Source organism: Jiangella alba, assembly GCF_900106035.1.
Lineage (GTDB): Bacteria > Actinomycetota > Actinomycetes > Jiangellales > Jiangellaceae > Jiangella > Jiangella alba.
In genome coordinates this window covers 210,560-223,430 of the sequence record NZ_FNUC01000002.1, presented here as the reverse complement: position 1 = coordinate 223,430, position 12,871 = coordinate 210,560, and the positions used below count along the sequence as shown (strand labels likewise).

12 protein-coding genes and 1 pseudogene are annotated in these 12,871 nt (G+C 73.7%); 2 read left to right on the top strand and 11 right to left on the bottom strand.

The features are described 5' to 3' along the window. Positions 1-778: 778 nt before the first annotated feature. From lgt to trpB, 5 genes and pseudogenes are all read right to left on the bottom strand, one after another. A pseudogene (gene lgt, locus BLV02_RS38180) lies at positions 779-1,735 on the bottom strand (prolipoprotein diacylglyceryl transferase); the annotation flags it as partial. Positions 1,736-1,807: 72 nt separating this feature from the next. Beyond that, positions 1,808-2,611 carry a DsbA family protein gene (locus tag BLV02_RS02370; protein ID WP_069114194.1) on the bottom strand — a complete coding sequence of 268 codons (804 nt, stop codon included), beginning with the start codon at positions 2,609-2,611 and terminating at the stop codon, positions 1,808-1,810. Positions 2,612-2,699: 88 nt separating this feature from the next. After that, entirely contained in the window at positions 2,700-3,440 is a 741-nt protein-coding gene (locus tag BLV02_RS02365) for a DsbA family protein (RefSeq protein ID WP_069114195.1), read from the bottom strand. Beyond that, entirely contained in the window at positions 3,440-4,234 is a 795-nt protein-coding gene (gene trpA / locus BLV02_RS02360) for a tryptophan synthase subunit alpha (protein ID WP_069114196.1), read from the bottom strand. Before trpA ends, BLV02_RS02365 begins: the two co-directional genes overlap by 1 nt. Further along, positions 4,231-5,472 carry a tryptophan synthase subunit beta gene (gene trpB, locus BLV02_RS02355; RefSeq protein WP_069114197.1) on the bottom strand — a complete coding sequence of 414 codons (1,242 nt, stop codon included), beginning with the start codon at positions 5,470-5,472 and terminating at the stop codon, positions 4,231-4,233. Before trpB ends, trpA begins: the two co-directional genes overlap by 4 nt. A gap of 192 nt (positions 5,473-5,664) precedes the next feature. On the opposite strand from trpB, the gene BLV02_RS02350 reads away from it, so the two are divergent. Both BLV02_RS02350 and BLV02_RS02345 read left to right on the top strand, forming a co-directional pair. Beyond that, positions 5,665-6,531: a hypothetical protein gene (locus BLV02_RS02350; protein WP_069114198.1), complete on the top strand. Its 867-nt coding sequence runs from the start codon at positions 5,665-5,667 to the stop codon at positions 6,529-6,531. Continuing rightward, positions 6,531-8,315, top strand: coding sequence for a GMC family oxidoreductase N-terminal domain-containing protein (locus BLV02_RS02345; protein ID WP_069114199.1), 1,785 nt, complete (start codon positions 6,531-6,533; stop codon positions 8,313-8,315). Before BLV02_RS02350 ends, BLV02_RS02345 begins: the two co-directional genes overlap by 1 nt. A gap of 438 nt (positions 8,316-8,753) precedes the next feature. On the opposite strand, the gene trpC is transcribed toward BLV02_RS02345, so the two are convergent. The 6 genes from trpC to hisI form a co-directional block, all read right to left on the bottom strand. Beyond that, entirely contained in the window at positions 8,754-9,569 is an 816-nt protein-coding gene (gene trpC, locus BLV02_RS02340) for an indole-3-glycerol phosphate synthase TrpC (RefSeq protein WP_069114200.1), read from the bottom strand. A 117-nt stretch (positions 9,570-9,686) separates the two neighbouring features. After that, complete coding sequence (locus tag BLV02_RS02335; RefSeq protein ID WP_069114201.1) at positions 9,687-10,037, bottom strand: winged helix-turn-helix domain-containing protein; 351 nt, start codon at positions 10,035-10,037, stop codon at positions 9,687-9,689. Between the two features lie 2 nt (positions 10,038-10,039). Continuing rightward, positions 10,040-10,291 (bottom strand): HGxxPAAW family protein, encoded by a 252-nt coding sequence (locus tag BLV02_RS02330; RefSeq protein WP_069114202.1) that lies wholly within the window; start codon positions 10,289-10,291, stop codon positions 10,040-10,042. An 85-nt stretch (positions 10,292-10,376) separates the two neighbouring features. Then, complete coding sequence (locus BLV02_RS02325) at positions 10,377-10,967, bottom strand: TIGR02234 family membrane protein (protein WP_069114203.1); 591 nt, start codon at positions 10,965-10,967, stop codon at positions 10,377-10,379. Beyond that, entirely contained in the window at positions 10,964-12,484 is a 1,521-nt protein-coding gene (locus BLV02_RS02320; RefSeq protein ID WP_069114204.1) for an anthranilate synthase component I, read from the bottom strand. The genes BLV02_RS02325 and BLV02_RS02320 overlap by 4 nt, the downstream gene beginning before the upstream one ends. After that, entirely contained in the window at positions 12,481-12,852 is a 372-nt protein-coding gene (gene hisI / locus BLV02_RS02315) for a phosphoribosyl-AMP cyclohydrolase (protein WP_069114205.1), read from the bottom strand. Before hisI ends, BLV02_RS02320 begins: the two co-directional genes overlap by 4 nt. Between the last annotated feature and the right edge of the window lie 19 nt (positions 12,853-12,871).

Genomic DNA, 12,871 nt, shown 5'->3' with positions numbered 1-12,871 from the left:
ACGGGGGCGCGGGCGGCCGGGTCAAGCGGTCACGCGTCGCGCGAAGCGCCAAAGGGTCCGCTTGAGGCGGTCTCCCGCGCCCCCGACAATCGAGAGCAGCAGGGGGCTGGCCCACGCGGCGAACCCGGCCAACGGGAGCCCGGCACACCAAGAACCTGCACCGAGAACCCGGCACCCCGCGAGTCGACGGCCGGGGTCAGCTCCCAGCGGGCGAGCTCGCCGAGTCGGCAGCCGACCCCGTCGTCGGCGCCGACTTCGGCGCCTCGGTCGCGGCCTGCGCAGGCACCTCCGGCGCGGCTTTCTTCGCGGCAGCCTTCTTGGTCGCAGCCTTCTTCGCGGCGGTCTTCTGCGCGGCGGTCGTCTTGGTCGCGGTCTTCTTCGCGGGCGACGCCTTCTTCGCAGCAGCGGACTTCGCCGGTGCGGCGTCGCCGGCCTGCTCGGGCGCAGCCTGCTCGGTCGCGGTCTTCTTGGCGGCCGGCGCCTTCTTCGCGGCCGCCGTCGCCTTCTTGACCGGCGCCTTCTTGGCGGCCGTCGCCTTCTTGGCCGTCGTCTTCTTCGCCGCGGCGGTCGTGGCCGTCGTGGTGGCGGGGGCCGTGACGGTGGCGGCGCTCGTCTTCTTCACCGCCGGCGCCGGCTTCTCGTCGGCGGCCTTGTCCCCGGCCTCGGCCGGCTTCGACTCGGCCGGCTTCGCCTCGTCCGCCGCCTTCGGCTCCTCGGCCGCGGTGTCCTTCTTCTCGGTCGGCTTTGGCTCGTCGCCAGGCTTCTTCTCGTCGGCCGGCTTCTTCTCCTCGGCCCCAGCCTTCGACGCCTCAGACGGCTTCGCGTCCTCCGGCTCGTCGTCCGGGAGCGTGATCGGCGTCTCGTCCTCGGCCTTGCCCTTGTCGTCGAACGGGTCGGGCTGGTCGTAGTAGCCGCGCAGTTCCTCGGGATCCTCGCGGCCGGGGTGGCGCTTGAGCGACCAGAAGAAGTAGGCCATCGCCGCCACGAAGATCAGCCCGGACACCCACAGGTTCACCCGGACGCCGAAGATGTGGTTGGCAGGGTCGATGCGCAGGTACTCCCAGAACCCGCGGCCCAGCGTGTAGCCGGCCACGTACAGCGCGAACAGCCGGCCGTGGCCGATGGTGTACCGCTTGTCGAGCCACAGCAGCAGGAACGCCACCGCGACCGCCCACAGCGCCTCGTAGAGGAACGTGGGGTGGAACGTCGCGACGTCGGCGTAGCCGTCGGGCCGGTGGCCAGGAGCGATCTCCAGCCCCCACGGCAGGTCCGTCGGCTTGCCGAACAGCTCCTGGTTGAACCAGTTGCCCACGCGCCCCAGCGCCTGCGCGAACAGGATGCCCGGAGCGGCCGCGTCGGCCATGGCGGCGAACGGGACGCCGCGGCGGCGGCAGGCGATCCAGACCCCGAGGGCGCCCATGGCGATGGCGCCCCAGATGCCCAGGCCGCCCTTCCAGATCTCGAGCGCCTGCCAGGGGTCCTTGCCCTCGCGGAAGTAGAGCTGGTTGTCGGTGATGACGTGGTAGATGCGCCCGCCGATGATGCCGAACGGCACCGCCCACACCGCGATGTCGGCGACGACGCCGGCCTCGCCGCCGCGGGCCAGCCAGCGCCGGTTGGTGAGCCAGATCGCCACGACGATGCCGGCCATGATGCACAGTGCGTAGGCCCTCAGCTCGAACCCGAAGACGTCGATCGAGTTGCTGCTCGGGCTGGGGATGAAGGTCGGCACCACGGCCGGCGTCGCGATCACAGGCGAACCGTACCGGACCGGTCGAACCGGGTCGTCATCGCGGTGTGCTCCAGATCACTGAGTGGCGGACGGGTCCGGCGTCTCGCCCGCGGGCGGGGTGGCCGGCGGCGACGCGAGGCTGCCGCCGGCGGCGACGGTCGCGACGGCGGCGTTGATGCCCTCGGGCGTCCACTGGGTGGAGTCGAGGGCCTCGCCGTTGAGGAAGACCGTCGGCGTGCCGGTGATCTCGTGGTCGCGGGCCGACTCGGGCACCGCGGCCGCCCAGTCCTCGAAGTCGTCGTCGCGGACGCAGCCCTCGTAGTCGCCGCCGATGCCGATCTGCTCACCGAGGTCGACCAGCGTGCTGGTGGACCACTGGGTGCCGGCCGCGGCGAACGCGGCGCTCTTGAACTCGGCCGCCTGGCCCTCCTGCGCGGCGCAGGCGAAGGCGTTGTTGGCGCGGCGGGAGTAGACGGCGCCGGTGAAGTCGAGCGGGTGGTAGACGATGTTCGCCTCACCGGAGTCGATCAGCGTCTGGATGGCGGGGCCGTTGGCCGTCTCGAAGTCCGCGCAGTGCGGGCAGAGGAAGTCCATCCAGTAGTCGATGGTGACCGGCGCGCTGGCGTCGCCGACGAGGATGCCGCCGCCGTCGCCCTCGATGACCTGGCCGTTGCCGGACCCGACGGCGTCGGGCACCGCGACCGGGCCGTCGTCACCGCCACGGCTGGCCGCTACGGCCACCGCGATGATCGCGACCGCCGCCACGATGGCCACCGCCACGCCATAGCGCATCATGCGCTCGCGCCGCTTCTCCTGGCGCTGCTGCTCCTCGCGCATCGCCTTGATGCGCTCGCGGGCCTCGGCCTTCTTGCTGCTCATCGATGGGCTTCCTTCGACACGGGTGAGTTCACGGGGATTGACGAGGGTACAACTTCATTGACCCTGACGTGAGTTCCGGACGCGACGATCACGATGTCGTCACGGCCTCGACGGCGGCCCGGAACTCGTCGGCGCTCATCGCCGCCGGGTTGTCGAGCAGCTCGCCGTTCAGCAGCACCGCCGGGGTGGCTTCGAGACCCTCGTCGCGGAAGGCGTCGAGGACGTGCCGGCCCCAGTCGGCGTAGGTGCCGTCGCGGACGCACGACTCGAACACCGCGTCGTCGAGGCCGACGGCCTGACCGGCGGCCAGCAGGTCGTCGGTCGTGTAGCCGCCGGAGCCCTCCTGCGGCTGGTTCGCAAACAGTTCGGTGAGGTACTCGACCGGCCGGCCGGCGTCGACGGCGCAGCCGAAGGCGTTCGCGGCGCGGTCGGACTCGTCGCCGAGGAACGCGGCCGGGTGGTAGACGACGCGGGCGGTGCCGTCGGCCGTCAGCTCCTCCAGCACCGGCCCGCTCTCGCGCTCGAACTCGCCGCAGAAGGGGCACTGGAAGTCGAACCAGTAGTCGATGGTGACCGGCGCGTTCGCCTCGCCCACGGCCACGCCGGTGCCGCCGTCGACGGCCCCCGACGGGATGGCGCCGGTGCCCTCGGGGCCCTCGTTCGCGCGGTTGACCAGCACGATCGCGACGACGGCGATGACCGCCAGGACGCCGACGGAGATGGCGGCGCGCAGGAACCGCTCGCGCCGGCGGTCGGCCACCGCCTTGGCCTCGGCCTCGGCGCGCAACTGCGCGGCCCGCTGCCGCGCCTGCTCCTTCTTGCTGGCCATCAGCGCGTGCGCACTCCCCCGGCGAGGTCGGCTGCCAGTGCGGCGACGGACGCGACCCCGGCGGCGTGGTCGGGCGCCTCGAGCAGCCGGCGGACGAACGCGGACCCGGCGACGACGCCGTCGGCGTACGCGGCGATCTCGGCCGCCTGCGCGCCGTTGGAGACGCCCAGCCCGACCGCGACCGGGAGGTCCGTGGTGGCCTTCGTCCGCGCGACCAGCCCGGCCGCGGCGTCGCCGACCTGGTCGCGGGTGCCGGTGACGCCCATGACGGAGGTGGCGTAGACGAAGCCGCGGCAGGCCGCCGTCGTCATGGCGATGCGCTGGTCGGTGGACGACGGCGCCACCAGGAAGACGGTGTCGAGGCCGTGCTCGCGGGCCGCCGGGATCCAGGTGTCGTCGGCGTCGGGCGTGAGGTCGGGCGTGATGACGCCGGACCCGCCGGCCGCCGCGAGGTCGCGGGCGAACGCCGCCGCGCCGTAGCGCTGCAGCGGGTTCCAGTACGACATGACGACGGCGGGCGCACCGGTGGCGGCCACCGCCTCGACGACGCGCAGCACGTCGGCCGTGGTGGTGCCGGCCTTCAGCGCGCCCTCGACCGCGGCCTGGACGGTCGGCCCGTCGATGACGGGGTCGCTGTAGGGCAGCCCGATCTCGACGGCGTCGACGCCGGCCTCGACCATGGCCTTCAGCGCCGTGACGGAGCCGTCGACGCTGGGGTAGCCGGCCGGCAGGTAGCCGATCAGCGCGGCGCGGCCCTCGGCGCGCGCCTTCTCGAACGCGACCGTCGTGCTCACGGCTGGACCTCCCCGGACTCGTCCATGAGGCCGAACCACTTCGCGGCGGTGTCGACGTCCTTGTCGCCGCGCCCGGACAGGTTCACCAGGATGGTGGCGTCGGGGCCGAGCCGCTCGCCCAGGCGGCGCGCGCCGGCCAGGGCGTGCGAGCTCTCGATGGCCGGGATGATGCCCTCGGTGCGGCAGAGCAGCCGGAACGCCTCCATGGCGTCGGCGTCGTCGACCGGCTCGTAGGCCGCCCGGCCGGAGTCCTTCAGCCAGGCGTGCTCGGGTCCGACGCCCGGGTAGTCGAGACCGGCCGAGATGGAGTGCGACTCGATGGTCTGCCCCATGTCGTCCTGCAGCAGGTACGAGCGGGCGCCGTGCAGCACGCCCGGCGACCCGGCGGTGATGGTGGCCGCGTGCCGGCCGGTCGCGACGCCGTCGCCGCCGGCCTCGAAGCCGTACAGGGCGACCTCGGGGTCGTCGACGAACGCGTGGAAGATGCCGATGGCGTTGGACCCGCCGCCGACGCAGGCCGCGACCGCGTCGGGCAGCTTGCCGGTGAGGTCGAGCACCTGCTGACGCGCCTCGACGCCGATGATGCGCTGGAGGTCGCGCACGAGCGTTGGGAACGGGTGCGGCCCGGCGACCGTGCCGAACACGTAGTTGGTGGTGGCGACGTTGGTGACCCAGTCGCGCAGCGCCTCGTTGATGGCGTCCTTGAGCGTGCGCGAGCCGGTGGTGACCGGCACGACGGTGGCGCCGAGCAGCCGCATGCGGGCGACGTTGAGCGCCTGCCGGCGGGTGTCCTCTTCGCCCATGTAGATGACGCACTCGAGGCCCATGAGCGCGGCCGCGGTGGCCGTCGCGACGCCGTGCTGGCCGGCGCCGGTCTCGGCGATGACCCGCGGCTTGCCGATGCGCTTGGTGAGCAGCGCCTGGCCCAGCACGTTGTTGATCTTGTGCGAGCCGGTGTGGTTGAGGTCCTCGCGCTTGAGCAGGACGCGCGCGCCGCCGGCTGCCTCGGCACCGAACCGGGCCGCCTCGGTGATCGGCGTGGGCCGGCCGGTGTAGGTGGTCAGCAGGTTGTTCAGGTCGGCCTGAAACAGGGGGTCCTGCTTGGCGGCGGTGTACTCGCGGTCGAGCTCGTCGAGCGCCGCGATCAGCGCCTCCGGGACGTAGCGGCCGCCGTACGGGCCGAACCGGCCGGGCCGGTCGGCGGAAAGGACGTGCCCAGGGTCGGGCCTGGTGTCCACCCGAGTGCTCCTCGATGCGTGGCAGAGATGGCTGACAGGTGACGAGAGCGCGACACGCGCCGTCACCCGCGACGGTATCGCAGCCGGTGGCCACGGCCCCAATCGCCTCGGGTTTTGCCGAACCGCTTGACGCTGCGTCAGCGCCGTCGTTACGTTCCACCGCTGTTACCCATGAGTAAGGAGAGCCGCCTCATGTTCGAGCTCGGCCGTCGCGCGTTTCTGGCCCGGATGGGGGTGCTCGGCGCGGCCGCGGCGATCCCCGCTCTGGCGGCGCCACCCGCCACCGCGGCGCCGTCCGCGCTGTCCCCGCTCGTCGGCCTGCTCCGGCCGGTGCTCGCCGAGTTGTCCCGCGACACCCTGCGCGGGCTGGTCGTGATGGTCTGCCCCGGCCCGGACGCCTACTCGCGCGCCCAGGGCACGCCGCGCGACGAGCCCGGCGCGCTGGAGGCCCGCGGCGACGACTTCATGATCGCGGCGCTGGACGGCTTCGTGCCGTTCCCGGACCAGCTGGCCACGCCGCTGGCCGCCGCGCTGGCGACCGCCGTCGACGACATCGGGCTGCCGCTGCCGACGCTGCCGCTGTTCCCGTCCGTCTGGACGCTGGACCGGGTGCTGCTGGAGCTGCTGGAGAACGACGAGACGCTGCCGTTGTCGCTGGTCGTGGCGTTGCTGCTGAACGTCGTCGCCACCCAGGTGAACCCGCTGGCGGTGAACGGGCCGTTCCTGTCACCGTTCGCGCGGCTCACGCTGGCCGAGAAGGCCGCCGCGTTCGAGCTGCTGGAGGGCCCGGACGCCGACCTCCTCGCGCTGCTGGACGCCGGGCTGCCGGAGCCGCTGCGCTCGTCGATCAGCGGGCTGCTGCGGTTCCTGGCCGGGGCGCTGCTGGAGTTCTCCGCGTTCGGCTCCTACAACGAGTGGGGCGTGTACGACGGGGCCGCTCGCGGCCTGACCGAGCGGCCGGTCGGCTGGCAGCTGTCGGGGTACCAGCCCGACGGCGTCGTCGACGGCTGGGCCGACTTCATCGGCTACTACCAGGACCGGACCGAGGTGGAGGCCTGATGCGCGACGTCATCGTCATCGGCGCGGGCGGCGGCGGGCCCGTCGTCGCGAAGGAGCTGGCCGCGCGCGGCCTGGACGTGCTGATCCTGGAGGCCGGGCCGCGGCACGCCGACCCGGACCGCGACTGGACGCACTACGAGAACGACGCGAACAACCCGCTCACCGGGTTCCTGCGGTTCGGCCCGGCCGACCGCGAGGCGCCGGCGTGGTACCGCGAGACCCCGCAGAACTCGTTCATCTGGCAGCTGTCCGGCGTCGGCGGCACGACGCAGCACTACTTCGGCAACTGCCCGCGCGCCTACCCCGGCGTGTTCGCCGGGTACGACGGCGCGGACCGCGACGTGTACGACACGAAGCACCTGTTCCCGTTCGCGTACGAGGAACTGGTGCCGTACTTCGAGTGGGTCGAGGCGACGCTGCCGGTGCAGACCGCCGCGATGGGCACCAAGGAGCAGGTGTTCTTCCGCGGCTGCGAGGGCATCGGGCTGCCGGTGCAGGCCACGAAGACGACGACGGAGGACTCGTTCCGGCCGCAGGAGAACGCGATCCTGCAGCCCGGCGGGTTCGCCGGCCGGCTGACGGGGCGCGACGACCCGCGGCTGCGGTACCCGTCGGCGACGGGGTGCACGTTCTGCGGCTACTGCATGCAGGGCTGCAGCAAGCCGGCGGGCGCGCCGCGGAACCTGGCGGCGAAGCGGTCCACCGACAACAGCTACGTGCCGATGGCGCTGACGGCGCCGTCGTGGGCGGCGGGTGGGCGGGCCGCGGAGCTGATCGCGGACGCCGTCGTGACCCGGATCCATACGACATCCCGCGGCGGCGCGGTCGAAGCGTCCGGGGTGACCTGGCGGGACGGTGCGAGCGGCGAGACGCACCGCGAGGACGCCCGCGTCGTCGTCCTGGCCGCCGGCTGCACGGAGAGCCCCCGTCTGTGGCTGAACAGCCGGCTGCCGAACCCGAACGACTGGGTCGGCCGCGGCTACACCGACCACTTCTTCGACTGGGTGATCGGGCTGTTCGACGAGGACACCGGCTCCACGCGAGGCGCGGCGTCGGCGGCGCGGGCGGAGTTCCCCGGCCGCGGCGGTATGGAGAACGTCGGGCTCACGCCCGGGCTGCAGCAGTTCGCCGCCGTCTTCTCCGACAGCGGCATCCGTGGCCACTACGCGAACGGGCGCGGCCCGTCGGGTCCGTGGGACGGAGCGGCCGGCCGGATGATCGGCCCCGAGCTCAAGGACGCCCTCATGAACGGCGTCGACCGGCTGCTCAACATCCTCGTCATCACCGACGACGACGTGGAGGCGCAGAACCGGGTCAGTCTGTCGGCGCTTCCGGCCGACGAGCACGGCCCGGTGCCGAAGGTGGCGTTCCACCAGCGGAAGCGGTCGGCGCGGACGCTGCGCAACCGCGAGTTCGTGGCGCGGCGGGCGGCGGAGACCCTGCGCGCGGCCGGGGCGAAGAAGGTCGTGCGGGTCGACTGGCCGCCGCTGCTGCTGCACGTGCAGTCGTCGATGCGGATGGGCGCGTCCGAGGCGGACTCGGTGCTGGACGCCCACGCCGAGGCCCGCTGGGTCAAGCGGCTGTTCGTGGCCGACAACTCGGCGCTGGCCAACTCCTTGGGTGGCCCCAACCCGACGCTGACGTCGCAGGCCCTGGCCACCCGCACGGCGGAGCGGATCTTCGCCACCTACTTCGGTGGCGACCCCTGGGTCCGCTCGGAGTCCCCCATCGAGTCGACGGACGCGCGGGTGACGGACGGCCTGCGGGAGCGCTCGCTGGCGTGACCGGCCTGGGCGGCTGGGGCTGTCCGGGCGGCCTGGGCGGCTGGGCGGCTGGGGCTGCGCCCGAGCGACCTGAGGCCAGCTTGGGCGGCCTGGGCGACCTGGGCGGCCGCGTTCACGCCCTGTTCACGTCCCCCGCCCGTAGGGTGGGTGCCCTCCCGGCCGGGAGGGCACCGCACTCCGCGCCGACCAGTGCGGCCGGCGCCCGCGCCGAGGCGATCTGGGCGGCCGCGTTCACGCGCTGTTCACGCCGCCCGCCCGTAGGGTGGGTGCCCTCCCGGCCGGGAGGGCACCGCACTCCGCGCCGAGGCGAGCGACCGGCGCCCGCGCAGACGGGCGCCCGGCGCGACAGCCACCCGCGGCCGAGCACCCTCACCATGCCGCCGAGCCGTGCCGGGCCGCCGAGCGAGGCCACCCCGAGCCCGGCCGACGAGGCCGGCGTCAGCCCTGGCGGCTGCCCCGGTTGAGTGCGGGGTGGGCACCGGCGGCGACGAGGTCGGCGACGGCGGCGCGGGGGTCCTTGCCGGTGACCAGGGTCTCGCCGACGAGCACGGCGTCGGCGCCGGCACGGGCGAGGTCGATGACGTCGCGGGGGGATTTCACGCCGGACTCGGCGATCTTCACGATGCCGTCGGGCACCACCGGCGCCAGCCGCTCGAACGTGGTGGTGTCGACGTCGAGGGTCTTGAGGTCGCGGGCGTTGATCCCGATCAGCTTCGCGCCGGCGTCGGCCGCCCGCGCCACCTCGTCGGCGGTGTGCGCCTCGACCAGCGGCGTCAGCCCGATGGACTCGGCCCGCTCGATGAGGCTCACCAGCGCGATCTGCTCGAGCGCCGCGACGATGAGCAGCGCGAGGTCGGCGCCGTAGGCGCGCGCCTCCCACAGCTGGTAGCTGGTGACGATGAAGTCCTTGCGCAGCACCGGCGCGTCGACGGCGGCCCGGACGGTCTTGAGGTCGTCGAGGGTGCCGCCGAACCGGCGCCGCTCGGTGAGGACGCTGATGGCCGCGGCGCCGCCGGACTCGTAGTCGACGGCGAGGGCGGCGGGGTCGGCGATCTCGGCCAGGGAACCCCGCGACGGGCTCGACCGTTTCACCTCCGCGATGACCGACACTCCCGGAGAACGGAGCAACGGCAGCGGATCACGGGCCGGCGGCTGCTTGGCCGCCATCTCCTTCAGCTGATCGAGAGGGCACCGGCCCTCACGTTCGGCCAGGTCGGCGCGCACCCCGTCGATGATCTCTTCGAGAACGCTCATCTCCGCCCCTCGCCGGTGCCACCCCGCCGGATCGGTCGACCCGGCGGGTCCAGAGTAACGGCGAGTGATGGGTGCTCTCGACATACCCCCGGTGACGGGCGCCCGACGGGCATGTGCTCACCCCTCCTGAACGGGGTCGAGGGCGTAGCCGACGCCGCGGACGGAGCGGATCGTGAGGGCGCCGCCGAGCTTGCCGCGCAGCGTCGCGACGTGCACGTCGACGGTGCGAGTGCCGACCGGGACGGGGTAGCCCAGCGCCTGGCACATGAGCTCCTCGCGGGTGCACACGAGGCCGGGCCGGTCCATGAGATGGGCCAGCAACGCGGCCTGCAACGGCGTCAGCGCGACCTCGCGCCCGCCGGGGGTCGCCAGCAGCCGGTGATCGACGTCCAGCGTGACGGCGCCGACCGAGACGACCGGCGGACCCGACCGGGCCCGTTCCGACGTCGTCCTGCCGGCACTGTGCATGGCTACCCGATGCTGTCCTCGCCCGTCGCCACGGCGGGCTGCCGGGGGCCGCTCTGGGTGTCGCGCTGCCCCAGGCCCATCATCTGCATGACCTTGCCGACGATGCCGGCGACCACGACCAGGCCGACGCCGCCGATCCAGAACAGCGGCCAGTTGAGCAGCATGACGGCGATGGCGCCGACCACGAAACCGGCGAGGATCAGGATGACCGTGGTCCAGGCGGCCGGGGTGTGGCCGTGCTCGTTGTGCGCCATCAGTGTCACGTCTCCTGTTCGTCGTGGCCTCACGGCCATTGTGCCCGATGACCGCAACCGCGCGTCGGGCGACCTCCCCAGGGGCTCAGCCGGTGGGGTCGTCGCCGCGGTCGAGGGCGTCCCAGGTGGCGCGGTTGCCCTCGGCGGGCTTCGCCGGGGCGCGCCGTGATGCGCGTCCTGCGGTCCGCTCGTACCGCGAGCCCATGGACGGCCAGGACGGCCCGCGCACGGCCACCAGCAGCCCGGCCAGCGCCACCAGCAGCCCGGCCAGCGCCACCGCGACGGCCCACACCGGCGACGTCGAGACGGAGTCGACCGGCCCGGCGGACTCCGGACCGGTCGTCAGCCAGTCGGACACCCGACCGGCGAGGTCGGGCAGCACCAGGACCGCCATGACGGCCTGGACGACGCCCAGCACGGCCAGCACGCCCCCGACGACGCGCCGGCCGGCCCGCCGCAGCGCCGGGACCGCCACGACCGCGGCCAGCGCCACCAGCGCGGCGGCCGGGGCGAGCGGCAGCAGGTCGGACCCCGACACGGTGTCGGACGTCACCGAGAGTGACGACGACTGCTCGCCGCTCCCCCACGGCCGGGACGCCGCGACCAGCCCGAGCACGCCACCGGCGGCCAGCAGGAGCAGCGCGCCGGCGTACTCGCGGCGGGCGGACGGGGTCATCGGACCGGCCGCATCGTCTCGGCGACGGCGATGGCGCGCAGCGCCGCGGCGGCCTTGTTGCGCGACTCCGTCCACTCCGCCTCGGGGTCGGAGTCGGCGACGATGCCGGCGCCGGCCTGCACGTACCCGACGCCGTCGCGGATCAGTGCGGTGCGGATGGCGATGGCGACGTCGAGGTCGCCGGCGAAGTCGAGGTACCCGACGACGCCGCCGTAGACGCCGCGGCGCACCGGCTCGAGGTCGTCGATGATCTCCATGGCGCGCACCTTCGGCGCGCCGGACAGCGTGCCGGCCGGGAAGCAGGCGGCGAGCACGTCGAGCGCCTCCTGGTCGTCGCGCAGCCGCCCGACCACCGTCGACTCGATGTGCATGACGTGGCTGTAGCGGCGCACCGTCATGAAGTCGACCACCTCGACGGTGCCGGGCGCGCAGACCCGGCCGAGGTCGTTGCGGGAAAGGTCGACCAGCATGAGGTGCTCGGCCCGCTCCTTGGGGTCGGCGAGCAGTTCCTCGGCCAGCGCGGCGTCGGCCTCGGGGGTGTCGCCGCGCCACCGGGTGCCGGCGATGGGGTGCGTCATGGCGCGGTCGCCGTTGACCTTGACCAGTGCCTCCGGGCTGGACCCGACCACGGAGTAGGCGCCGTCGCCGTCGCCGCCGGGACCGGGCAGCCGGACGAGGTACATGTACGGGCTCGGGTTGTCGCGGCGCAGCACTCGGTAGACGTCGAGCGGGTCGGCCGTGGTGGGTGTCTGGAAGCGCTGCGAGAGCACGATCTGGAACGCCTCGCCGGCCCGGATCTCCTCCTTGGCCCGCTCGACGGCGGCGATGAAGTCGGGCTTCTCGGTGCGGCTGTCGTGCCGCGGCGGCACCTCGGGGTCGTACGCGGCCACCGACGACGGTGTCGGCTGGGCCAGCTCGCCGGTCATGCGGTCGAGACGCTCGACCGCGTCGGCCCACGCCTGGTCGACCCGTTCGTCGCTGTCGTCCCAGTTGACGGCGTTGGCGACGAGCAGGATGGTGCCGTCGTCGTGGTCGAGGACGGCGACGTCGGTGGCCAGCAGGAAGGAGAGGTCGGGCAGCGCCAGGTCGTCGACGGTGGTCGACGGCAGCCGCTCCAGCCGCCGCACGGCGTCGTAGGAGACGAACCCGACCAGCCCGCCGGTCAGCGGCGGCAGGCCGGGCAGCCGCCGGCTCTTCAGCGCCCGCAGCGTGCCGCGCAGCGCCTGCCAGGGGTCGCCGCCGGACGGCAGCCCCACCGGCGGGTGGCCGTGCCAGACGGCCTCGCCGTCGCGCTCGCTGAGCACCGCCGCCGACCGCGCGCCGACGAAGGAGTAGCGCGACCACACGCCGCCGTGCTCGGCGGACTCGAGCAGGAACGTGCCGGGACGGTCGGCGGCCAGCTTGCGGTACACGCCGACCGGGGTCTCGCCGTCGGCCAGCAGCCGGCGCACGACCGGGATGACGCGGTGCTCCTTGGCCAGCACCCGGAACGTCTCGAGATCGGGGGTGACGTTCACGCGGCGGCGCCCGGGACGGAGTCGAGCAGGCCGTCGTCGAAGCAGGTGCGGGTGCCGGTGTGGCAGGCCGGGCCCTCCTGGTGGACCTTGAGCAGCAGGGTGTCGCCGTCGCAGTCGAGGCGCACCTCGCGCACCCACTGCCGGTTCCCGGACGTCTCGCCCTTCACCCAGTACTCGCCGCGGCTGCGGCTCCAGTAGGTGGCACGGCCGGAGGTGAGCGTGCGATGCAGCGCCTCGGCGTCCATCCACGCGAGCATGAGCACCTCGCCGGTGTCGTGCTGCTGGACGACCGCGGGCAGCAGGCCGTCGGGCGTGAGGGTGAGCCGGGCGGCTACGGTGGGGTCGAGCCCATCGGCGGCATCGCGCATGCGCCCATTGTCCCCGACG

Bases quoted from the DNA above. Each gene is read 5' to 3' on its own strand.
- BLV02_RS02370 (WP_069114194.1), bottom strand. From the start codon at position 2,611: ATGAGCAGCAAGAAGGCCGAGGCCCGCGAGCGCATCAAGGCGATGCGC.
- BLV02_RS02365 (WP_069114195.1), bottom strand. From the start codon at position 3,440: ATGGCCAGCAAGAAGGAGCAGGCGCGGCAGCGGGCCGCGCAGTTGCGC.
- BLV02_RS02350 (WP_069114198.1), top strand. From the start codon at position 5,665: ATGTTCGAGCTCGGCCGTCGCGCGTTTCTGGCCCGGATGGGGGTGCTC.
- BLV02_RS02345 (WP_069114199.1), top strand. From the start codon at position 6,531: ATGCGCGACGTCATCGTCATCGGCGCGGGCGGCGGCGGGCCCGTCGTC.
- trpC (WP_069114200.1), bottom strand. From the start codon at position 9,569: ATGAGCGTTCTCGAAGAGATCATCGACGGGGTGCGCGCCGACCTGGCC.
- BLV02_RS02335 (WP_069114201.1), bottom strand. From the start codon at position 10,037: ATGCACAGTGCCGGCAGGACGACGTCGGAACGGGCCCGGTCGGGTCCG.
- BLV02_RS02330 (WP_069114202.1), bottom strand. From the start codon at position 10,291: ATGGCGCACAACGAGCACGGCCACACCCCGGCCGCCTGGACCACGGTC.
- BLV02_RS02325 (WP_069114203.1), bottom strand. From the start codon at position 10,967: ATGACCCCGTCCGCCCGCCGCGAGTACGCCGGCGCGCTGCTCCTGCTG.
- hisI (WP_069114205.1), bottom strand. From the start codon at position 12,852: ATGCGCGATGCCGCCGATGGGCTCGACCCCACCGTAGCCGCCCGGCTC.